Here is a 21,410-nt window from a genome sequence, read left to right on the forward strand (position 1 = left end):
GGCTGGTCGCGCAGTTCGCCGCGCCCCTTACTTAACTCACCGGAAGTCTTAACGTTGAGGTGTGTCCTACTTCGACGCTGCCTCCGCGGCCCCCCTCCATCCCGTAGCTCGTCAGGCGCTGTTGGCCTCCCTGGATGACGGGTGGGCCGATCCTGCCCGTCTCTACCGGGAGGGGCGGAAGGCTCGGATGTTGCTCGACGCGGCTCGGGAGGCGGTGGCCGAGGCGGTGGGGTGCCGGGCGGACGAGGTGGTGTTCACCTCCTCCGGGACCCGGGCCGTACACACCGGCATCGCGGGGGCGTTGGCCGGGCGGCGGCGGGTCGGGCGCCACCTGATCGTGTCAGCGGTCGAACACTCCTCGGTACTCCATTCGGCGGAGGCGTTCGAGGCGGAGGGCGGGACGGTCAGCCAGGTGGCCGTGAACCGGGCCGGGGTGGTGGACCCGGCGGCCTACGCGGCCGCGCTCCGGCAGGACACCGCGCTGGCCTGTCTGCAGTCGGCCAATCACGAGGTCGGGACCGTGCAGCCGGTGGGCGCGGTGGCCGAGGCGTGCCGGGCGGCGGGGGTGCCGTTGCTGGTGGACGCCGCGCAGTCGCTGGGGTGGGGGCCGGTCGAGGGTGAGTGGTCGCTGCTGACCGCCAGTGCGCACAAGTGGGGCGGGCCCTCGGGGGTGGGGCTGCTCGTGGTGAAGAAGGGCGTGCGGTTCGCGGCGCAAGGGCCTGTGGACGAGCGGGAGTCGGGGCGTGCGCCCGGTTTCGCGAACCTCCCGGCGATCGTCGCGGCCGCGGCCTCCCTGCGCGCGGTGCGGGCCGAGGCTGCCCAGGAGGCGGTACGCCTGCGGGAGCTGACGGAGCGGATCCGGACCCGGGTGCCGCAGCTGGTGCCGGACGTGGAGGTGGTGGGCGATCCCGAGCGGCGACTGCCCGGCATCGTCACCTTCTCCTGTCTCTATGTCGACGGAGAGGCTCTGCTGCACGAGTTGGACCGGGAGGGTTTCTCCGTCTCGTCCGGGTCGTCCTGCACCAGCAGCACACTGACGCCCAGCCATGTGCTGAAGGCGATGGGGGTGCTGACCGAGGGGAACGTACGGGTTTCGCTGCCGGTGGGGGTGGCGGAGAGGGACGTGGAGCAGTTCCTGGAGGTGCTGCCGGGGGCCGTTGCGGGGGTTCGCGAGAAGCTGGGGGCGCCGGCTCCCGCGACGGAGGTGCGCAGGGCGGAACTGGTCGTCGACTCCCTCGGCAAGCGGTGCCCGATTCCGGTCATCGAGCTGGCCAAGGTCTTCGGGGAGGTGCCGGTGGGGGGCACGGTCCGGGTGCTCTCGGACGACGAGGCGGCCCGGCTGGACATTCCGGCGTGGTGCGAGATGCGGGGGCAGGAGTACGTCGGGGAGGAGCCGGCGGAGCGGGGTACGGCGTACGTGGTCCGCAGGCTTGGCTGATCGGGGGGGTGAGGGGGGCGGCGCCCCCCTCCGAACAACGGCGCTCAGCGCAGGTGGGACCGAACTTCCTCCGTCGCCTCATCCCCGTACGCCTTGGTGAACCGATCCATGAAGTGCGCCCGGCGCAGCTGGTACTCCTGAGTACCTACGGTCTCGATGACGAGCGTCGCCAGCATGCAGCCCACCTGAGCCGCGCGCTCCAGGGAGACGCCCCAGGCGAGGCCGGAGAGGAAACCGGCCCGGAAGGCGTCGCCGACACCCGTGGGATCGGCCTTGCGCTCCTCCTCCGGGCAGCCGACCTCGATCGTGTCCTCGCCGGACCGCTCGATCCGGACGCCCCGCGAGCCGAGGGTGGTGACGCGGTGGCCGACCTTGGACAGGATCTCGGCGTCGGTCCAGCCGGTCTTGGACTCGATGAGTCCCTTCTCGTACTCGTTGGAGAAGAGGTACGTCGCCCCGTCCAGCAGTATCCGGATCTCCTCGCCCTCCATCCGGGCGATCTGCTGGGAGAAGTCGGCGGCGAAGGGGATGTTCCGGGAGCGGCACTCCTCCGTGTGGCGGAGCATCGCCTCCGGGTCGTCGGCGCCGATCAGGACCAGGTCGAGGCTGCCGACGCGGTCGGCCACCGTCTTCAGCTCGATGAGGCGGGCCTCGCTCATCGCGCCGGTGTAGAACGAGCCGATCTGGTTGTGGTCGGCATCGGTGGTGCACACGAAGCGGGCGGTGTGCAGGGTCTCGGAGATACGGACCGAGTCGGTGTCCACGCCGTGGCGGTCCAGCCAGGCGCGGTACTCGTCGAAGTCGAAGCCGGCGGCCCCGACCAGGATGGGCTGGGTGCCGAGCTGCCCCATGCCGAAGGCGATGTTCGCGGCGACGCCGCCCCGGCGAACGTCCAGATTGTCGACCAGGAAGGAGAGCGAGACCGTGTGCAGCTGGTCCGCGACGAACTGGTCGGCGAAACGGCCGGGGAAGGTCATGAGGTGGTCGGTGGCGATGGAGCCGGTGACTGCGATGCGCACGACAGGCATTCTCCTGCGGGAGGCTGGATTGACAGTTCACGCTACCCGCTCCGGGCGGGCCACTGAAGCTGGCAAAACTACCCGATAGTAGATCTTTCTTCGCGAGGCTCGACATGCCTACGGTGCCGTCATGACGAACCTCAAGGTCAACTCCTCCGCCCCGGCCGACCTCGAAGGCGACCTCGCGTCGCTGCGCGGCGACTGCGCCCGGATGGCCCCGCACTGGGCGGCGCCCCGGCACGCCGACTCCCGTCCGGTGCCGCCGTCGCTGATCCACGGGGTGACCGTGCCGGTGCGGTCGGCCCGGCTGCTGGACGCCATGTCGGACTACGGAGACTGACCTCAGGGGCGCACACCCGGGAACCGTGCGCTCCCCTCGCGCGTCCCATCGCCGTCCCCCGTGCCGGGGGCGTGGGACACGATCCAGCGAGGAGCGATGCGGTGAACAGCGAGCGACCCGAGAATCCCGAAGAGCCCGAGGTCTCCGAGGTTGCCGAGGTCTCTGAGGTCTCTGAGGTGTCCAAGGACTCCCAGGTCTCCGAGGTTTCCGAGGTTTCCGTCTCCGACGACTCCGAGGTCTCTGGCGCCGCCGGGAGCGCGGAGGGGCCCGCGTCCCCCCGGGTCTCCGAGGACGGCGGAGCCGGTGAGGCCGGCGAGGCCGATGACGCGCACGCCGGTGAGCGGTCCGGGCGGCGTCGCTCCCCCATGGTCGTCGTCTCGGTCGCGGCGGCCGTTCTGCTGGTCGGGGGCGGGGGTGCGTTCCTCGCCGCGCACACGGGTTCACACGGCCGTACGAGCGCCGGGGCGCCCGGCGGTGACGGCACTCCCCCGCCCCTCGTCCTGGACACCTGGACGCAGGCCGGCACCGGCGAGATCGCGCCCGGTGAACCGGACCCGTACGGCCCGAGGTACGTGGCCGCGGGGAAGCTGCCCGACGGCCCCCGCTCGGCGCCCGTGTTCGCACCCAGGGGCGAGGTCGGCAAGGAGGACGTGGCCCGGCTGGCCAAGGCCCTCGGGGTCGCCGGCACGCCCGTCGCCGAGGGCCCGGACTGGCGGGTCGGCGGGGGCGGGGACGGTTCCGGGCCGACGCTCCAGGTGAGCAAGGCGGCCCCCGGCAGCTGGACCTTCAGCCGGTATGCGCCGGGCACCGACAACTGTCGGAAGGTCACCGTCTGCACCCAGGACCCGGGCGCCCCGGCCGGTACGCCGGTGAGCGTGGCGGACGCCGAGAAGGCGGCGGCACCGGTGCTGAAGGCGCTCGGGCAGGACGACGCGAAGATCGACGCGAGCCAGGTCATGGGCGCCCAGCGGGTGGTCAACGCCGATCCGGTGGTGGGCGGGCTGCCCACGTACGGCTGGACGACCGGCCTGACCGTCGACAGGCAGGGGGACGTCGTCGGCGGCCACGGGATGCTGGTGGCGCCGGCCAAGGGGGACTCGTACCCCGTGCTGGGCGCACGGAAGACGCTGGAACTGATGAACAAGGCGCAGCAGCAGGGCCACCGGATGGGCATCGGCGGCTGCGCGAGTCCCGTTCCGCTGAAGGACCGGCTGGAGCAGCCGTGCGGCGATGCCTCGACGGCTCCCCAGGTGGCCGCGCTCACCGTGGACAAGGCCGTCTTCGGGCTGGCCACGCACTCCGTGTCCGGGCGGCAGACGCTGGTGCCGTCCTGGCTGTTCGCGGTGCGGGGTACGGCCGCGCGGGGCACGTTCACGGTGACGTATCCGGCGGTGGAACCGAAGTACCTGGCGACGCCGTCGGCGTCGGCGCCGGCCGACGAACCGACCTCGGCGCCGAAGACGGAGACGGATGACGTGAAGGTCGACGGCTACAGCGCCGACGGCCGCGAGCTGAACGTGCACTTCATCGGCGGGGTGTGCTCGCAGTACACGGCGTCGGCGAAGGAGAGCGCCGACCGGGTGACGGTGACGGTGACCGAGAAATCCCAGCCGGACCAGATCTGCATCGCCTTGGGGAAGTACTACGTGAAGACCGTACGGCTGGACGCGCCCCTCGACGGCCGGACGGTGGTCGGCACCGGCGGCAGGGACATCCCGAAGGAGAAGCCGGGGGCGCTGCGGCCGCAGACCCGCTAGCCGCCCGGCGGAAACACGAAGGCGGCGGCCCCTCGGAGGGGGCCGCCGCCTTGTTTCGTTTGCCCGTCAGGCCGGGACGGCTCAGCTGAAGGAGTCGCCGCAGGCGCAGGAGCCCGTCGCGTTCGGGTTGTCGATCGTGAAGCCCTGCTTCTCGATCGTGTCCACGAAGTCGACGGTGGCGCCGCCCAGGTACGGGGCGCTCATGCGGTCGGTGACGACCTTGACCCCGCCGAAGTCCTTCTCCACGTCACCGTCGAGCGAGCGCTCGTCGAAGAAGAGCTGGTAGCGCAGGCCGGAGCAGCCACCGGGCTGGACGGCGACGCGCAGCGCGAGGTCGTCGCGGCCTTCCTGGTCGAGCAGGGCCTTGACCTTGGCCGCGGCGGCGTCGGTCAGGATGATGCCGTCGGTGACGGTGGTGGTCTCGTCCGATACGGACATCTACATCTCTCCCGGGTTGTACGGAGACTGCTTGCCGACCAGTGCAACCGGCACTTCCGCGGATTCATTCCGGGCCGGGCATTCGCGTGGTCGCGTTTTTGTTTCCTTCCTCATGCTCGCACATGCCCCACGACGTCGACAGCGGCCTGTGGAGGGACCCGAGCGGGATTCACGTCACATCGACGTTATGGCCGTCGTCAAAGTGACATGAACCAGTTATGATAGATAGCGTCAGTTAGACGAAAAGTAGAAAGGGTGCGTGTCGTGACCACCGCCCAGACCCCGGAACTCGACGTACAGCCGACTCCGCTCGCCCTGCTGCTTCTCGGCCGCGAGGCCGACCCGAAGAGCGAGCGGGGTGTCGAGTGTCCCGGCGACCTGCCCTCGCCGTCCGACCCCGATCTGGTCGAGCGCGCCCGCGCGGCCAAGGAGAAGCTCGGCGACAAGGTCTTCGTGCTCGGCCACCACTACCAGCGCGACGAGGTCATCCAGTTCGCCGACGTCACGGGCGACTCCTTCAAGCTGGCCCGGGACGCGGCCGCGCGCCCGGAGGCCGAGTACATCGTCTTCTGCGGTGTGCACTTCATGGCCGAGTCGGCCGACATCCTGACGTCCGACGACCAGAAGGTCGTCCTGCCGGACCTGGCCGCCGGCTGCTCCATGGCCGACATGGCCACGGCCGAGCAGGTCGCCGAGTGCTGGGACGTGCTGACCGAGGCGGGGATCGCCGAGCAAGTGGTCCCGGTCTCGTACATGAACTCCTCGGCGGACATCAAGGCGTTCACCGGCAAGCACGGCGGCACGATCTGCACCTCGTCGAACGCCAAGCGCGCCCTGGACTGGGCCTTCGAGCAAGGGGAGCCCTCGGCAACAAAGGTGCTGTTCCTGCCGGACCAGCACCTCGGCCGCAACACCGCCGTCCGCGACATGGGCATGTCCCTGGACGACTGCGTGGTCTACAACCCGCACAAGCCGAACGGCGGCCTGACGGCGGACGAGCTGCGCGCCGCGAAGATGATCCTGTGGCGCGGCCACTGCTCGGTCCACGGCCGCTTCAGCCTCGACTCCGTGAACGACGTGCGCGAGCGCATCCCCGGCGTGAACGTCCTCGTCCACCCCGAGTGCAAGCACGAGGTCGTGGCCGCGGCGGACTACGTCGGCTCGACGGAGTACATCATCAAGGCCCTGGAGAAGGCACCGGCCGGCTCGAAGTGGGCCATCGGCACGGAGCTGAACCTGGTCCGGCGTCTGGCGAACCGTTTCGCGCCCGAGGGCAAGGAGATCGTCTTCCTCGACAAGACGGTCTGCTTCTGCTCGACCATGAACCGCATCGACCTGCCCCACCTGGTCTGGGCCCTGGAGTCCCTGGCCGAGGGCAACCTGGTCAACCGGATCGAGGTCGACAAGGAGACCGAGGCGTTCGCCAAGCTGGCGCTTGAGCGGATGCTGGCGCTGCCGTAGCGGCGCCTTCCGCCCGGCACAGGGGCGCCTCCCGGTCGGGGGGCGCCCCTGCCGGCGCAGTCAGCGCTGCAGCCATTCGAGCAGCTCCTCGTGGCGGATCTGGTACACCGTGCCAGCCGACCTCAGCAGGCCGCGATCGTGGCACCAGCGCAGGAACCCGGCCAGGTGCCACGGCAGCCGTCCCCTGGTCGCGGCGATCACGCCGAGGTACTGGCGGGTGGTGACGGCGACGAAGCCCGGCCCGGCGGCCAGGCCACAGGCGACCGCCGTGACCGCGGCGAGCGGCCAGGGCACCCGCAGCCAGTCGACGAACAGCAGCGCGTAGAGCGCCAGGCCCGACACGACGGCGCCCGAGACCAGCCCGGCCATCGCGTCGTTGCGCAGCGGTGACAGCGGGGTGGGCACCCCCGGCGGATCCGGGTCCGGTTCTCCGCCGCCCCGGCGCCGGGCGGCACGCAGGCCTGCCCGCACCCCTGCCATCAGCCCGATCGCACCGGCGCCGCAGCCGGCGGCGACGCCGACGAAGTCGCCGAGCCCGCCGGCCGCCAGCCCGGCGACGGTCATCACGGCCAGAGCGGTCGGCACGCCCACCGCGACCAGCCGGCCCCGGTCGACGTCCGCCCGTACCGCCAGGGCCAGACCGGAGCCGAAAACGCAGGCGAAGGCTCCGCCGGCACCCAGGGCGAACCCCTGGCCGAACAGGGGGACCAGCGGCAGCATGAGCACCCCGCCGAGCACCGTGCCGAGCGCAAGCCGGCTCCGGCCGAGCCTGCCGCGCAGCCGCTGGAACAGGATCCGGCGCGGCTGCACGAAACGGGCCCGCGCCTGCCAGGCCGAGGCGAGCGGCGCCGGAGTCAGCAGCAGGAGCAGCACGAGCCCGGGCAGCGGCAGCGCGCCCCTCCGGTCGAAACAGAGCGCCAGCAGGGCGAGGGCGGGCAGCCAGCAGGCCACGGTGATCGCCACCGCCGTGTAGCGCGCGGCACGGGGCCCCGCGACCGGCCACAGCGTGTGGATCTCGAGGTCCCGGGAGCGCGGGGAGCCGTCCTGGCCGTCGGCCGGGGCCCCGCTGCCGCCGCGCAGGCTCGCGGCGAGCAGCCGTAGCCACCGGGTCACCTCCTGCGGCTCGTAGGGGCGGCGCCGCTGTGCCGGATCCGCGCCGCACGCGGTGGGGATGAGCGCCTCCATCAACGTGGCGCGCACCTCCTGCCGCCCGTGCGGGGAGTCCGGGACACCGGTGAGGGACCTGAGCCGGGCGGCTCCCGACTCCGACCGGGAGACCAGCGAGGCCAGCGTCAGCATCCACGGGGAGGACAGTGCGGCGGCCGTGGCCGTCCCCGGAGCGAACAACTCGGCCTCCATCGCGCGCAGACGCGCCTGGTTCACGGCCCGCTCGACCAGGTAGCGCCCGCCGTCGGCGGCGCCCACCTGCTCGATCCGGACGGTGGCGCAGTCCAGCAGGCGGTGGCCGGCGCGGCTGAGCCGCTCGTACTCCGTGGCGCGGCAGGTCAGGACCAGCGGGCCCTCGAACGCGTTGAGCTGGGCCAGCGCCGCTTCGGACCTGGACCGGCCGCCGCCCGGCAGGTCCAGTTCGTCGAGGCCGTCCAGGACCGGCATGATCCGGCCGGTGGCCAGCAGCTCCCGTGCCGTCGTGTCGGAACCGTCGAGGTACTCGCGGGCCATGCGGGCGGTGAACCAGTCGGTGAACGGCACGCTGGTGTCCCACTCCGACAGCCCCAGCGGCAGCGGCACCGGGCCGCCGTAGTCGATGCCGCCGAGCAGCCGGTGGACCAGTTCGTGGGCGAGGAGCGTCTTGCCGGCGCCCGGTCCGCCGGTGATGACGAGCCGCTTCGGTACGAGGGCTTCCACGTAGTCGGCGATGCCGGCGAAGTCTCCCCGCGGCCAGGCCCGGTCCGCGTCCCGGCCGCCCTGCGGCACCGTGGTGAAGGTGACGTTGATGGCCTTCTTGTCGCCGCCCAGCAGCTGCCTGCGGCGGCGCGCCACCTCCTGGCGCACGGCCTCGGACAGCCGGGCGCGGGCGGCGTCCCAGCCGGATCCCGCCGGGTGCGGGGCGCGGAACCGGACGATGGACCAGGCCGCCAGGACACCGGCGAACAGCGAACCGATCGCCCAGGCGACGCCCGCGGGTTGCGGGCCGAACCGGAAGAGCAGCAGGACCGTCAGGGCCCCGCCGCCCAGGGCGGGCAGCGGCACCTCCCGTATCCGGTGCTGCCAGCGTGGCGGCGGCATGCTGATCGGTGTGCGGCCGAGACCGGCCCGCGCGTCCGGCGCCGGGCCGCCGACGTCCTCGATGACGAGGTGCACCCCGTAGGTCTCCAGGGTCTGCCGGAATCCGGGCAGTTCGGCGAGGGCGGTCACGGGGACGGCGTCCAGCACGCCGGTGGCCACGGACTTCTCCGCCCTGACCACGGCGACCAGATGCGGCCCGCACAGGACGGCGGTACCGGAGCCGCCGCGCCAGCCCGCCCGGCCGGGCACGATGCCCGTGTCGACGTGCACCGTGATCATCCCGGACTTCATGCCGTGCAGCGGATCCACATGGCCGCGCACCGGCATGGTGTCCCGCTCGCGCTCCGAGCGTCTGGCCGCGTCGGGGAATCCCAGGCCGAGGCACGGGACCCGGTCCCGGCCCACGATGCGGCCGAACCGCACCGGCGGCCCCGGCGGCGGCCGCCACTCAGGCCCCGTGATCCGCAGCAGCGCGGCGTCCGCCCGTGCGGGCAGGGCCGGGCCGGCCGCCGGCTCCGGCAGCCACACCACGTCGGCGGGCACCCAGGTGGTACGTCCCAGCGGGTCGAGCTGCCGGACCTCGACCCCGCCCCCCGCCCGCGTGCCCTCCACGACATGGCAGGAGGTCAGCACCAGGTCGTCACCGAGCAGGTAGCCGCTCCCGGTATGCCCTCCGGCCGGGTTCCAGATCTCGACGACCCTTGCCTCGTCCATCCCCCGTCCCGTCCGTCACCCCGCGAGCCGCTGAACTCACCGCGATGGCAACGGTGTTGACGCTGTTTCGGGCGTGCTCCGGCCCGACCGTACCGGATCGGTCCGCTCCGTGGAGCGGAACGGCGCATCCGCCCCTGCAGGCAAAAGCCCCCGCAGCGGTGTCACACCGGCTGCGGGGGCTTCGTACCCGGACTCGGCTGTCGGGCGGGCGAGTCCGGGCCCGCGTCATACGCCCGCGGGGGCCCGCTCGGCGGTCCGCTCCTCGCGTGCGGCGCGCTTCGCCGCCCGCTTCTTGGCCCGCCGCTCCTTGCGGAGCTCCAGCATCGCGTAGAGCGTCGGGACGAGGAGCAGGGTGAGCAGCGTGGACGAGATCAGACCGCCGATCACGACCACGGCCAGCGGCTGGGCGATGAAGCCGCCCTCGCCGGTGACGCCCAGGGCCATCGGGAGCAGGGCGAAGATCGTCGCCAGGGCCGTCATGAGGATCGGGCGGAGCCGGTGGCGGCCACCCTCCACCACGGCCTCGACGACGCCGTAGCCCTGCCTGCGGTACTGGTTGATCAGGTCGATCAGCACGATGGCGTTGGTCACCACGATGCCGATCAGCATCAGCATGCCGATCATCGCCGGGACGCCCATCGGGGTGCCGGTGGCCACGAGGAGACCGATCGCGCCCGTCGCCGCGAACGGGATCGAGACCAGCAGGATCAGCGGCTGGGCCAGCGAGCGGAACGTCGCCACCAGCAGCATGAAGACGATCGCGATCGCCGCCAGCATGGCCAGGCCCAGGTTCTTGAACGCGTCGTCCTGGTCGGAGGAGACACCGCCGATCTCCGCCTCGGCGCCCGCCGGGAGCTTCAGGGCCTTGATCTTCGCCTGGAGCTTGGTGCTGACCGCGCCCGTGTTGTCCCCGGTCGGCCGGGCCGTGACGGTCGCGGCGCGCTGCCCGTCGATGCGGGTCATCGACACCGGCCCGTCCACCAGCTTCACGGTCGCGATGTCACCGAGCTTCACCGGGCCGAGGCGGAGCGCCTTCAGCTGGGCGAGGGTGGTGGCGGGCTTGGCCGACTTCACGACGACGTCGCGCTCGGTGTCGTCGAGGATCGCCTTCGCCGCCGTCGTACCGCGCACGGCCTGGGCGACCGCGGCGCCCAGCTTCTGGTCGTCGAACCCGGCCGCGGCCGCCTTGGCGTTCGCCTTGACCGAGATCCGCGGCACGCTCTGGGCGAGGTCGCTGGTGACGTCGGTGACGTGGTCGAGGCCGGCCACGGTGGAGCGCACCTGGTCGGCGGCCTCGCGCAGCGCCTGCGCGTCGGACGCCTTCACCACGACCTTGAGGTCCTGGTTGCCGAAGCCGTCACCGGCGGACACGGTGGTCGTGCCGATGCCGTCGAGCTTCTTCAGCCCGTCCTCGAGGTGCTTCTGCACGTCCTCGTAGGACGCCGAGTCCTTCAGCATGACCTGGTACGACGCCTGGTTGGTGTCGGTGCCGCCGCCGAAGGCCGCCATGAAGCCGGAGGAGCCGACGGTGACCTGGTAGTCCTTGACGCCCTTGGTGGAGGCGAGCAGCTGCTCCACCTTCTTCGCCTGGGCGTCGGTGGCCGCGAGGCTGGTGCCCGGCTTCAGCTCCTGCTTGACCGTGAGGACTTCCTGCTCGCCCTGGTCGAAGAAGTTCGTCTTCAGCAGTCCGGACATGCCGAACGTGACCACGAGGACCACGATCGCGATCAGCACACTGGTGAGCCTGCGGCGGGTGGCGAAGCGCAGGACGGGGACGTAGAGGCGCTGGAGGCGGCTCTTCGCCTCCTTCTCCTCGGCCCGCCGACGGGCCTCGTCGGCGTCCTCGGGGGTGCCCTTGGGGGCGCGCAGGAACCAGTACGACAGGACCGGTACGACCGTCAGCGACACCAGCAGGGAGGCCAGCAGGGCCGCCGTCACGGTGATGCTGAACGAGCCGAACAGGGCGCCCACCATGCCGCCGACCAGGCCGATCGGCAGGAACACGGCGACCGTGGTGAGGGTGGAGGAGGTGACCGCACCGGCCACCTCGCGCACGGCGCCCAGGATCGCCTCCTTGCGCTCCTCGCCGTAGCCCAGGTGCCGCTTGATGTTCTCCAGGACCACGATCGAGTCGTCCACGACCCGGCCGATGGCGATGGTCAGCGCGCCCAGTGTGAGCATGTTCAGGGACAGGCCGCGGGTCCACAGCACGATCAGCGCCAGGACGACCGACAGCGGGATGGACACCGCCGTGACCAGCGTGGAGCGGATCGAGGCCAGGAAGACCAGGATGATCAGGACCGCGAAGAGCAGGCCGAGCCCGCCCTCCGTGGTCAGGCCCTTGATGGACTTGGACACCGCCGGGCCCTGGTCACTGACGACCGTGAGCTTCGCCCCGGAGCCGAGGTCCCGCCGCAGCTCGGGCAGCTTGTCCTTGACCGCGTTCGAGATGGAGACCGCGCTGCCGTCGTGGTCCATGGTGACGTTGACGGCGAGGCTGGGCCGGCCGTCGGTGCGGGTGATGGAGTCGGCCGGGGCCGGCTGCTCCTTGACGGTGGCCACGTCACCGAGGCGTACGGGCTTCTTGCCGCCCTCGCCGGTGACCCTCAGGTCCTGGATCTGCTGCAGGGAGGTGAAGCCGCCGCCGACCTGGACGGTGCGGCTCGCGCCGCCCTCGTCGAAGGAACCGGCCGGGACGGTCGCGCCGCCCGCCTGCAGGGCCTGGCCGAGCGCGGCGGAGGTGAGGCCGGCCTGCGCGAGCTTCGCGTCGTTGGGGGTGACGGCGACCTGGACGTCGCGGACGCCGGTGATCTGGACGCGGCCGACGCCGTCGATGTCCTTCAGGGCCGGTACGACCGTCTTGTCGAGCTGGTCGTTCAGGGCCTGCTGGTCCTTGTCGGAGGTGACTGCGAGGACGACGGTCGGCATGTCGTCGGTGGAGCCGGAGATGACCTGCGGGTCGACGTCGTCCGGCAGCTGGGCGCGGGCCCGGTTGACGGCCTGCTGGACGTCGGTGACGAGCCGCTTGGTGTCGTTGCCGTAGTCGAAGGACGCCATGATCACGGCGTTGCCCTCGCTGGCGGTGGAGGTGACGCCGGTGATCCCGTCGACACCCTGGAGGTTGTCCTCGATGGGTTCGACGACCTGCTTCTCGACGACGTCGGGTGCGGCGCCCTGGTACGGCGCGATGACCGACACCATGGGCAGGTCGATGGTGGGCAGCAGTTGCTGCTTGATCTGGGGTATCGCGATCAGCCCGAAGACGAGCGCGATGAGCGACATGAGGCCTATCAGGGCCCGTTGCGCGAGGCTGAATCTCGACAGCCAGGACATGGGTCAGGGTCTCTCTTCTGTGAGCGGCAGAAGCTGCTGCGGGACGCACAGGTGAGCGCCCACCCCAACACCTTGAGCCATGCCCGACGGCGAATCCGTAGGCCCCAGGTCCCGTTCCTTATCCGGCCCCTACTCCGCGCGCAGTACGCGCGGGTGGAGATCAGTCCATCCTCGGGCGGACCAGCCCCGACTCGTACGCGATGACGACGAGCTGGGCCCGGTCCCGGGCGCCGAGCTTGGCCATGGCCCGGTTGACGTGCGTCTTCACCGTCAGCGGGCTGACCTCGAGGCGTTCGGCGATCTCGTCGTTGGAGTGGCCGCCGGCGACCTGGACGAGCACCTCCCGCTCCCGGCCGGTGAGCGCGTCGAGCCGCTCGGAGCGGGCGGGGTCCCGGCCGTCGTCGCCGTCGCCCTGGGCGAGGAAGCGGGCGATCAGGCCCTTGGTGGCGGCCGGGGACAGCAGGGCCTCGCCGCCCGCGGCGACCCGGATGGCGTTCAGCAGCTCCTCGGGTTCGCTGCCCTTGCCGAGGAAGCCGGACGCCCCGGCGCGCAGCGACTGGACCACGTAGTCGTCGACCTCGAAGGTGGTCAGGATGACCACGCGGACGTGGGCGAGGGACGGGTCGGCGCTGATCAGGCGGGTGGCGGCGAGGCCGTCGGTGCCGGGCATCCGGATGTCCATGAGGACGACGTCCGCGCTCTGCTCCTTGGCCAGCCGGACGGCTTCGGCACCGTCGGAGGCCTCCCCGACGACCTCCATGTCGGGCTCGGAGTCGACCAGCACCCGGAACGCGCTGCGCAGCAGTGCCTGGTCGTCGGCGAGCAGGACACGGATCGTCATGCGGGCTCCCCCGGGGCGGTCGTACGGGTCTTGATCGGCAGGATCGCATGGACACGGAAGCCGCCCCCGTAGCGGGGTCCGGTGGTCAGGGTGCCGCCGAGGGCGGTGACCCGCTCCCGCATGCCGAGCAGCCCGTGCCCGCCGCCCACGCCGGGCTCGGCGCCCGCCCCGGCGCCGTCGTCCAGGACGGTGACCTCGATGTTCGGTCCGACGCGTACGACGCTGACCTCGGCCTTGGCGTCGGTGCCCGCGTGCTTCTGCACGTTGGTCAGGGCCTCCTGGACGATCCGGTAGGCGGCCAGGTCGACGGCGGCCGGCAGGTCGGTGCCGTGGTCGGCGCGGGCCGTCTCGACGGGGAGTCCGGCGCTGCGGAAGGTGCCGGCGAGATCCTCGAGACGGCTGAGGCCGGGGGCGGGCTCGGTGGGGGCCTCGGGGTCGCCGGACTGGCGGAGCAGGCCGACGGTGGCCCGCAGCTCGTTCAGCGCGCTGCGGCTGGCCTCGCGGACGTGGGCGAGGGCTTCCTTGGCCTGGTCGGGCCGCTTGTCCATGACGTGCGCGGCGACTCCGGCCTGCACGTTGACCAGCGCGATGTGGTGGGCGACGACGTCGTGCAGATCGCGGGCGATGCGCAGCCGCTCCTCGGCGACCCGGCGGCGGGCCTCCTCCTCGCGGGTGCGCTCGGCCCGCTCGGCGCGCTCCCGGATGGCCTGGACGACCGCGCGGCGGCTGCGTACGGCGTCCCCGGCGGTGGCGCCGATGCCGGTCCAGGCGAGCACGCCCAGGTTCTCCTGGGCGTACCAGGGCAGGGTGCCGCCGAGCATGGCGGCGGCGGTCAGCACGGTCATGGTGAGCAGGCCGATCCGCCAGGTGGTGGTGCGGTCGGTCCTCGAGGCGACGGTGTAGAGGGCGACCACGGCGGACATGGCGACCGGGGCGCGCGGGTCGCCGGCGAAGAACTCGATCAGGGAGACGCTGCCGGTGACGGCGAGGACCGTCTTGGGGGCGCGGCGGCGGAAGACGAGCGCGGCGGCACCGAGGGTCATCAGGACCAGGCTGATCGGGTCCGGGCTGCGCACGCCCCAGGTGACCCCGTTCTCTCCGCGGGGCACGACGAAGGAGCCGGCGACCATGCACACCAGCACACCCGCCGCGATGGCCGCGTCCAGCGCGAGGGGATGGGCCTTGAGGCTGCACCTGGCGCGTTCGAGAGTGCTCACGGTGTGCACAGTACGGGGCGTTGCAGCACAGGTCAGCAGATGAGGCGCCCAGTGCTGCACCCCCCGAGGAACTGACCCGGGCCGGGCTCAGCCCGGGATCAGCCCTTCGTCGCCGAGCATCGCCCGGACCTCGGCGAGCGTCGCGTCCGGGGACGGAAGGATCAGCTCCGAGGGTTCCAGCGCGTCGTCCGGCAGAGGAGTGCCGAGCTGCCGGACGGCGTCCAGGAGGGCGCCGAGGGTGCGACGGAAGCCGTCCTCGTCGCCGCTCTCCATCTCCTCCAGCAGCTCGTCGTCCAGCTTGTTGAGCTCGCTGAAGTGGGAGTCGGCCAGCTTCACCTGGCCCTCGCCCATGATCCGTACGATCACGTCGCCTCCTCGGCTCCGGGCCCCGGCGCCGGGCTACTGCTTGTCGAAGCGCGGGGTGTCCTGCGGCTGCTGCTGGGACTGCGCCTGGCCGGTGCCGCCCTCGATCGCCTGCTGCGGCGAGCCGCCGGCCAGCTCGGCCTTCATGCGCTGCAGTTCCAGCTCTACATCCGTACCACCGGAGATGCGGTCCAGCTCGGCCGCGATGTCGTCCTTGGCCATGCCGGTCGGGTCGTCCAGGGCGCCGGAGGCGAGCAGCTCGTCGATGGCGCCGGCCCGGGCCTGGAGCTGGGCGGTCTTGTCCTCGGCGCGCTGGATGGCCAGGCCGACGTCGCCCATCTCCTCGGAGATGCCGGAGAAGGCCTCGCCGATGCGGGTCTGGGCCTGGGCGGCGGTGTAGGTGGCCTTGATGGTCTCCTTCTTCGTGCGGAAGGCGTCCACCTTGGCCTGCAGGCGCTGGGCCGCGAGGGTGAGCTTCTCCTCCTCGCCCTGGAGGGTGGCGTGCTGCGTCTCGAGGTCCGTGACCTGCTGCTGGAGGGCGGCGCGGCGGGACAGCGCCTCGCGGGCCAGGTCCTCGCGGCCGAGCGCGAGCGCCTTGCGGCCCTGGTCCTCCAGCTTGGTGGACTGCTGCTGCAGCTGGTTGAGCTGGAGTTCGAGGCGCTTGCGGGAGGTCGCCACGTCGGCGACGCCCCGGCGCACCTTCTGCAGCAGCTCCAGCTGCTTCTGGTACGAGTAATCGAGGGTCTCGCGCGGGTCCTCGGCCCGGTCAAGGGCCTTGTTCGCCTTCGCGCGGAAGATCATCCCCATACGCTTCATGACACCGCTCATGGGCTTCGCGCGCCCCCTTCTGACGGACTCCAGCTCACAGATCCTGCGACAGAACCCACAGTACGGGCCCTGACTCCATTACCGCACCGTTCGGGGAGTGATGCGCTCATCCCCAAGGACGACTGCGGACGGTACCGGTCCGGCGTGAGGAGTAGGTGGACCTCCGGATGGGCTCCTCGGGACCCTTCGGTGACCGCCGGGTGAAGCGTCTGCAACGTCCCCTCTGTCCCCCTACAGACGTCCGGTGTTGCCGGATCGTTCCCGGGTGGACTGGGGTCCTTGCCCGGGAAGCCCTTACGCTTGGGTTTTGTGTTCCGTAGCCGTGCCAAGGACGAGAAGGCCCCCGCCGACAAGGCGCAGGTGACCGACTCCAAGCAGCCCCGTGACCCGCAGGCCCCGAAGGGCAGGCCCACGCCCAAGCGCAGTGAGGCCCAGTCCCAGCGCCGCAGTGTCGCCAACACGCCGACGACCCGCAAGGACGCCGCCAAACGTCAGCGCGAGGAGCGCCGTCAGGCGCTGGAGCGGCAGCGCCAGGCGCTGGCCGGCGGCGACGAGCGCTATCTGCCCGCCCGGGACAAGGGTCCGGTGCGCAGATTCGCGCGCGACTGGGTCGACTCGCGGTTCAACGTGGCGGAGTTCTTCCTGCCGCTGGCCGTCGTCATCCTGGTGCTCAGTGTGGTGCGGGTGCCCGCGATCCAGAGCATCGCGCTGCTGCTGTGGCTGATCGTGATCGTGCTGATCGTGCTCGACGCGGCCGTCAGCGGCTTCCGGCTGAAGAAGCGGCTGGCCGAGCGCTTCCCTGACCAGAACCGCCGGGGCGCCGTCCCCTACGCCCTGATGCGCTCTCTCCAGATGCGCCGGCTCCGGCTGCCGAAGCCGCAGGTCAAGCGCGGAGAGCGGCCCTGAGCGCTGACGCCTTCACCGGGGGTGCGGCCGAGTCCTGGCTGAACAAGCTGGGCGGGCTGCGTGATGTCGTACGACAGGAGCTGGTGGCCCGGCAGCTCGACGAGCAGATAGCCGGGCGGTTCCCGGTCGGGCAGCGGCTGCGGGTGCTCGACGTGGGGATGGGCCAGGGCACGCAGGCGCTCAGGCTGGCCCGGCTCGGGCACCAGGTGACCGGTGTCGAGCAGGACGCGACGATGATCGCGGCCGCGCGCGAGGCCCTGGCCGGTGAGCCGGAGGGCATCCGGGAGCGGGTCCGGCTGGTGCAGGGCGACGGGCGCGACACCGGCGTGCACTTCCTGCCGGGCAGCTTCGACGTGGTGCTGTGCCATGGCGTCCTGATGTACGTCGAGGAACCCGACCCGCTGGTGGCGGGCCTGGCCCGGATGCTCGCGCCGGGCGGTCTGCTGTCACTCCTGGTGCGCAACGGCGACGCGCTCGCGATGCGGCCGGGCCTGTCCGGTGACTGGGCGGGCGCACTGGCCGCGTTCGACACCACCGCCTACTGCAACCGCCTCGGCCTGGACGTACGCGCCGACCGTCTTTCGGCGCTGACCGCCACGCTCGCCGGGATCGCCGCCCCGCTGCACGCCTGGTACGGCGTGCGGGTCTTCACCGACACGGCGGCGGACGACGCGGAGATCCCGGACGACCTTCAGACGCTGCTGACGGTCGAGGAGCGGGCCGGGCGGACGGATCCGTACCGGGGCGTCGCGGCGCTGCTGCATCTGTGCGGGGTACGCGGCTGAGTCCGTTCGGTCGAGTCCGGCAAGCTCGGATATTCACCCCGAAGAGACACTCGGGGCATGGACGCTTTCCGTACCCGTGCCCTCCGGAGGGGCGCCTTCGTCCCCGTGCTCGTGTCCGTGGCGCTCGTGGTCGCCGGTTGTACGACCCCGGTCCCGTCGGCGAAGGAGGACGGCACGACCACTCAGGCGGACCTCCCGCTGGCCGCGGAAGACCTCCAGAACCGCTATCTGAAGGTCATCAAGGAGGTCCTGCCGTCGGTCGTGCAGATCCAGGCGAGCCATGACCTGGGTTCCGGGGCGGTGTACGACGACCAGGGGCACATCGTCACCAACGCGCACGTGGTCGGCGACGAGAAGACCTTCCAGGTGACCACGGCCAACAGCGAGGAACCGCTCACCGCCAGGCTGGTGTACTCGTATCCGGACCAGGATCTCGCGGTGATCAGGCTCGACAAGGTGCCGGCCGGGCTGAAGGCGGCGACGTTCGGGGACTCCGAGAAGGTGCAGGTCGGTCAGATCGTGCTGGCCATGGGCTCACCGCTCGGGCTGTCGTCCAGCGTGACCCAGGGCATCGTCTCGGCGACCGGACGGACCGTCAGCGAAGGAAGCACGGGCGGCGGTACGGGCGCGACCATCGCGAACATGGTGCAGACCTCGGCGGACATCAATCCCGGCAACAGCGGGGGCGCCCTGGTCGACCTCGGCGGGCAGGTCATCGGCATCCCGACGCTCGCCGCCACCGACCCCCAGCTCGGCGGCAGCGCGGCGCCCGGCATCGGGTTCGCCATCCCGGCGTCGATGGTGAAGACGGTCGCCGACCAGATCATCAAGAGCGGCAAGGTCGTCGACTCGGGGCGGGCCGCGCTGGAGATCACCGCGCGGACGGTCGTGGACGACAGCTACCGGCCCACCGGGGTCGCCGTGGTCACCGCCAAGACCGGCGGCGCGGCCGACAAGGCGGGGCTGCGGCCCGGTGACGTGATCACCAAGGTGGGCGACGCCCCCGTCACCACGAGCACGGAGCTGTCCGAGGTGCTGGCGGGCGACAAGCCGGGGCAGCGGACGACGGTCACCTTCCAGCGGGGCGGTGCCGAGAAGACGGTGGAGGTGACGCTGGGCGAGCAGTGAGGAGGACGGCCGGGCGCGGCACCTCCTCACCCCTCGGACGGGTTACGCGGCGTCGGCGTCCAGGCTCATCGGACCGTAGATCTCGGTGCTGTCCTCGAACAGCCGCACCTGGTCGGCGCCGCCCTCCAGCAGGTCCTTCCAGTGCTCGCCGATCCAGGACTCGGCGTCCCCCTGCGTGGTGAACTCCTCCGGCTGCACCGCGGGCTGGACCTCCGTCCCGTCGGCCTTCTCGAACCGCCACGTCCATGCCGTCATGTGGGCCTCCTTGTGATCCAACACCTGCGGGAAGCCTAGCCGGAAGGGCAAGACCTGCGGGGACAGGTGAAAATCGGTCCCGTGGAAGTAACTCTGCTCGGCACCGGTGCCCCCGCGGGACTGCCCCGCCCCGACTGTCCCTGTGCCGCCTGTGCGACGGCGCTCGGGCCGGACGCGCGGGCGGCGACCGCGCTGCTGGTGGACGGGACACTGCTGCTCGACCTGACGCCCGGCGCGGCGTTCGCGGCCGCACGGTCCGGGCATTCGCTGGCCGGGGTGCGGCAGGTGCTGCTGTCGCATCCGCACGACGGTCCGGCGGTGGAGGTGCCGGCCGGGCTGCCGCAGCCCGGGCGGGTGCCGGACGGGCGGGAGTTGGCGCTGCTGACGGGGCATCGGGTGCGGGCGGTCGCGATGGACGCGGGCGGCACCGGGTACGCGGTGACCGGGCCGGACGGGCAGCGGCTGCTGTACCTGCCGCCGGGCGGGGCGCCGGCCGGTCTGGAGGGGGCGCCGGCGGCGGCGTACCAGATGGTCCTCGCCGATGTCGTGGGACGCCCGGACGCGCTGGCCCGGCTGCGGGCGGTCGGTTCCGTCGGGCCGACCACGGACGTCGTCGCCGTCCACCTCGACCACGACGTGCCGCCGGCCGCGGAGCTACGGCGGCGGCTCGCGGCGGCCGGGGCGCGGGCGGTGCCGGACGGTACGACGCTGGTGGTCGGGGTGTACGAGGACGTGCCGGACGTGCCGCGCCGGACGCTGGTGCTGGGCGGGGCGCGCTCGGGGAAGTCGGTGGAGGCCGAGCGGCGTCTGGAGGCCTTCCCGGACGTGCTGTACGTGGCGACGGGCGGGACGCGGGGCGGGGACACCGAGTGGGCGGAGCGGGTTGCCGTGCACCGGGAGCGGCGGCCGGGGTCGTGGCGTACGGCGGAGACGACGGATCTGGTGCCGCTGCTCGCCGAGGACGGGCCGCCGGTGCTGATCGACTGTCTGTCGCTGTGGCTGACGGATGTCATGGACTCCGTCGGGGCGTGGGACGACGCGGAGTGGGCGGGGGGCGGGGAGAAGGCGCTGCGTGAGCGGGTGCGGGAGCTGACGTCCGCGGTGCGGTCGACTCGGCGAACGGTGGTGGCCGTGTCCAACGAGGTCGGTTCGGGGATCGTGCCCGCCACCGCTTCCGGGCGGCGGTACCGGGATGAACTCGGCCGCCTGAACGCGGCGTTCGCGGCGCAGTGCGAACAAGTGCTGTTGGTGGTGGCGGGGCAGGCGTTGGTCTTGCGGGGCTAGGCGGAGTCCGTGCGGGACCAGGCGGAGTCCTTGCGGGCCACGATGCGGTACGCGTTCGAGAAGCGCGTGCGGCGGAACAGGGGGGCCAGGCTGTGGTCCAGGACTGCGGCCACGTCGAGTACGGGGGCGGCCAGTGCTCTCAGGGGCGCGGGGACGGGGGCCAGGAACAGGGCGAGGGCCGCTGACAGGTCGTAGGGGACGTGGGGGGACTTGCGGTCCGTGACGAGGATCGTGCAGCCCAGCGCCTCCAGTTCCGCGCGCAGGTTGGCCAGCGGCATCAGGTGGAGGTGGCGGGGCTGCCCGTACGGCAGCCACCACCGGCCGAGCAGCGTGGCGAACACACAGCGCGGGTCGGGGACTTCGACGACGAGGTGGCCGCCGGGGCGCAGTGCGGTGAGGGCGGCGCGGAGTTCGGCGCGCGGGTCGGGGGCGTGTTCCAGGTGGTGGAACATGCTGAGGACGTCGTAGCGGGAGCGGAGGCGCTGCGCCATCCCCGGGGTGGTGAGGTAGCCGCGGTGGGCCTCCTCGACCCGGCCCTCCAGCAGGGCCTGTTCCACCCGGGCCGTCGGGTCCAGGCCGTCGAAGCTGGTGTAGGGGAAGAACTCCTTCGCCGCCTCGGGGAAGCGGGCGTGCCCCGTGCCCACGTCCAGCCAGCTCTCCGGTTCGCGCAGCGCCGACAGCGCGTAGGCCGTGGCGCGGTGGCGGCGGCGCACCGCACGGGTGGAGAGGATGCGCTCGGCGAACTCCTCCAGGTGTCGTTCGTAGAAGTCCCGGTGGTAGAAGGCGAGTCCCTCCGCCGTGAGACGGGGGTTCTGGAAGGCGTGGTCGCAGTCGCGGCACTCGTCGACGACGAAGGTGCCCGGCCGGTGCCGCAGCGGGTCGCCGGCGCGCACCCGGGTCCGCAGCCGAGGGGAGCCGCACCAGGGGCAGTCCTTGCGGCGCGGCTCCTGAAAGGGGTCGCGTGCTCGGGTGACCCTGGGGGTGAGGGGCGAGGGCGGCATGGGCGGCTCCCTGGGCGACATTCCGCTGCAAACCGGAACGTATGGGATACCGATC

At 72.1% G+C, this 21,410-nt stretch carries 18 protein-coding genes; 8 read left to right on the top strand and 10 right to left on the bottom strand.

The window, feature by feature from the left end; all coding sequences use genetic code 11:
• Positions 1–61 precede the first annotated feature (61 nt).
• Entirely contained in the window at positions 62–1,438 is a 1,377-nt protein-coding gene (locus tag ACZ5DS_RS02140; RefSeq protein WP_468233053.1) for an aminotransferase class V-fold PLP-dependent enzyme, read from the top strand.
• Positions 1,439–1,482: 44 nt separating this feature from the next.
• Here the strand turns inward: ACZ5DS_RS02140 and ACZ5DS_RS02145 are convergent, their stop codons facing one another.
• Positions 1,483–2,457 carry a carbohydrate kinase family protein gene (locus ACZ5DS_RS02145; protein ID WP_468233055.1) on the bottom strand — a complete coding sequence of 325 codons (975 nt, stop codon included), beginning with the start codon at positions 2,455–2,457 and terminating at the stop codon, positions 1,483–1,485.
• Between the two features lie 130 nt (positions 2,458–2,587).
• Here ACZ5DS_RS02145 and ACZ5DS_RS02150 point away from each other — a divergent pair, with 130 nt between their 5' ends.
• Both ACZ5DS_RS02150 and ACZ5DS_RS02155 read left to right on the top strand, forming a co-directional pair.
• On the top strand, positions 2,588–2,797 hold the full coding sequence (locus ACZ5DS_RS02150) for a hypothetical protein (protein ID WP_468233056.1): 210 nt from the start codon (positions 2,588–2,590) through the stop codon (positions 2,795–2,797).
• A gap of 101 nt (positions 2,798–2,898) precedes the next feature.
• A complete protein-coding gene (locus ACZ5DS_RS02155; RefSeq protein ID WP_468233058.1) occupies positions 2,899–4,554 on the top strand; it encodes a hypothetical protein in 1,656 nt (551 codons plus the stop codon).
• Between the two features lie 81 nt (positions 4,555–4,635).
• Here ACZ5DS_RS02155 and ACZ5DS_RS02160 read toward each other — a convergent pair whose 3' ends face one another.
• Complete coding sequence (locus tag ACZ5DS_RS02160) at positions 4,636–4,992, bottom strand: iron-sulfur cluster assembly accessory protein (RefSeq protein ID WP_023551351.1); 357 nt, start codon at positions 4,990–4,992, stop codon at positions 4,636–4,638.
• A gap of 264 nt (positions 4,993–5,256) precedes the next feature.
• Between ACZ5DS_RS02160 and nadA the strand changes: the two genes are divergently transcribed.
• Positions 5,257–6,453: a quinolinate synthase NadA gene (gene nadA, locus ACZ5DS_RS02165; protein ID WP_468233060.1), complete on the top strand. Its 1,197-nt coding sequence runs from the start codon at positions 5,257–5,259 to the stop codon at positions 6,451–6,453.
• Between the two features lie 60 nt (positions 6,454–6,513).
• Here nadA and ACZ5DS_RS02170 read toward each other — a convergent pair whose 3' ends face one another.
• The 6 genes from ACZ5DS_RS02170 to ACZ5DS_RS02195 all read right to left on the bottom strand — a co-directional run bounded on the left by ACZ5DS_RS02170 (position 6,514) and on the right by ACZ5DS_RS02195 (position 15,996).
• A complete protein-coding gene (locus ACZ5DS_RS02170) occupies positions 6,514–9,414 on the bottom strand; it encodes a hypothetical protein (RefSeq protein ID WP_468233062.1) in 2,901 nt (966 codons plus the stop codon).
• Positions 9,415–9,639: 225 nt separating this feature from the next.
• Positions 9,640–12,747 carry an efflux RND transporter permease subunit gene (locus tag ACZ5DS_RS02175; protein WP_468233063.1) on the bottom strand — a complete coding sequence of 1,036 codons (3,108 nt, stop codon included), beginning with the start codon at positions 12,745–12,747 and terminating at the stop codon, positions 9,640–9,642.
• A 160-nt stretch (positions 12,748–12,907) separates the two neighbouring features.
• Positions 12,908–13,588 (bottom strand): response regulator, encoded by a 681-nt coding sequence (locus ACZ5DS_RS02180; protein WP_468233065.1) that lies wholly within the window; start codon positions 13,586–13,588, stop codon positions 12,908–12,910.
• The gene (locus ACZ5DS_RS02185) at positions 13,585–14,805 is read right to left on the bottom strand and encodes a sensor histidine kinase (RefSeq protein WP_468233066.1); all 1,221 of its coding nucleotides are present in this window, start codon (positions 14,803–14,805) and stop codon (positions 13,585–13,587) included. Before ACZ5DS_RS02185 ends, ACZ5DS_RS02180 begins: the two co-directional genes overlap by 4 nt.
• 87 nt (positions 14,806–14,892) lie before the next feature.
• Entirely contained in the window at positions 14,893–15,171 is a 279-nt protein-coding gene (pspAA, locus tag ACZ5DS_RS02190) for a PspA-associated protein PspAA (RefSeq protein ID WP_468233068.1), read from the bottom strand.
• A 33-nt stretch (positions 15,172–15,204) separates the two neighbouring features.
• A complete protein-coding gene (locus tag ACZ5DS_RS02195) occupies positions 15,205–15,996 on the bottom strand; it encodes a PspA/IM30 family protein (RefSeq protein ID WP_468233070.1) in 792 nt (263 codons plus the stop codon).
• Positions 15,997–16,305: 309 nt separating this feature from the next.
• Between ACZ5DS_RS02195 and ACZ5DS_RS02200 the strand changes: the two genes are divergently transcribed.
• From ACZ5DS_RS02200 to ACZ5DS_RS02210, 3 genes are all read left to right on the top strand, one after another.
• Entirely contained in the window at positions 16,306–16,902 is a 597-nt protein-coding gene (locus tag ACZ5DS_RS02200) for a DUF3043 domain-containing protein (protein ID WP_468233071.1), read from the top strand.
• An 83-nt stretch (positions 16,903–16,985) separates the two neighbouring features.
• Positions 16,986–17,687, top strand: coding sequence for a class I SAM-dependent methyltransferase (locus ACZ5DS_RS02205; RefSeq protein ID WP_468233073.1), 702 nt, complete (start codon positions 16,986–16,988; stop codon positions 17,685–17,687).
• A 57-nt stretch (positions 17,688–17,744) separates the two neighbouring features.
• The gene (locus ACZ5DS_RS02210; protein ID WP_468233075.1) at positions 17,745–18,815 is read left to right on the top strand and encodes a S1C family serine protease; all 1,071 of its coding nucleotides are present in this window, start codon (positions 17,745–17,747) and stop codon (positions 18,813–18,815) included.
• 42 nt (positions 18,816–18,857) lie between these two features.
• Here ACZ5DS_RS02210 and ACZ5DS_RS02215 read toward each other — a convergent pair whose 3' ends face one another.
• A complete protein-coding gene (locus tag ACZ5DS_RS02215; protein ID WP_468233077.1) occupies positions 18,858–19,070 on the bottom strand; it encodes a hypothetical protein in 213 nt (70 codons plus the stop codon).
• A gap of 81 nt (positions 19,071–19,151) precedes the next feature.
• Between ACZ5DS_RS02215 and ACZ5DS_RS02220 the strand changes: the two genes are divergently transcribed.
• Positions 19,152–20,354, top strand: coding sequence for a bifunctional adenosylcobinamide kinase/adenosylcobinamide-phosphate guanylyltransferase (locus tag ACZ5DS_RS02220; RefSeq protein ID WP_468233078.1), 1,203 nt, complete (start codon positions 19,152–19,154; stop codon positions 20,352–20,354).
• Here ACZ5DS_RS02220 and ACZ5DS_RS02225 read toward each other — a convergent pair.
• Positions 20,351–21,355: a class I SAM-dependent methyltransferase gene (locus tag ACZ5DS_RS02225; protein ID WP_468233079.1), complete on the bottom strand. Its 1,005-nt coding sequence runs from the start codon at positions 21,353–21,355 to the stop codon at positions 20,351–20,353. The genes ACZ5DS_RS02220 and ACZ5DS_RS02225 overlap by 4 nt on opposite strands.
• Between the last annotated feature and the right edge of the window lie 55 nt (positions 21,356–21,410).

This window comes from Streptomyces sp. NPDC031100 (genome assembly GCF_055570785.1).

Coding starts and splice junctions, on each gene's coding strand:
- ACZ5DS_RS02150 (WP_468233056.1), top strand. CDS start 2,588: ATGACGAACCTCAAGGTCAACTCCTCCGCCCCGGCCGACCTCGAAGGC.
- ACZ5DS_RS02160 (WP_023551351.1), bottom strand. CDS start 4,992: ATGTCCGTATCGGACGAGACCACCACCGTCACCGACGGCATCATCCTG.
- ACZ5DS_RS02170 (WP_468233062.1), bottom strand. CDS start 9,414: ATGGACGAGGCAAGGGTCGTCGAGATCTGGAACCCGGCCGGAGGGCAT.
- ACZ5DS_RS02175 (WP_468233063.1), bottom strand. CDS start 12,747: ATGTCCTGGCTGTCGAGATTCAGCCTCGCGCAACGGGCCCTGATAGGC.
- ACZ5DS_RS02180 (WP_468233065.1), bottom strand. CDS start 13,588: ATGACGATCCGTGTCCTGCTCGCCGACGACCAGGCACTGCTGCGCAGC.
- ACZ5DS_RS02195 (WP_468233070.1), bottom strand. CDS start 15,996: ATGAGCGGTGTCATGAAGCGTATGGGGATGATCTTCCGCGCGAAGGCG.
- ACZ5DS_RS02210 (WP_468233075.1), top strand. CDS start 17,745: ATGGACGCTTTCCGTACCCGTGCCCTCCGGAGGGGCGCCTTCGTCCCC.
- ACZ5DS_RS02215 (WP_468233077.1), bottom strand. CDS start 19,070: ATGACGGCATGGACGTGGCGGTTCGAGAAGGCCGACGGGACGGAGGTC.
- ACZ5DS_RS02225 (WP_468233079.1), bottom strand. CDS start 21,355: ATGCCGCCCTCGCCCCTCACCCCCAGGGTCACCCGAGCACGCGACCCC.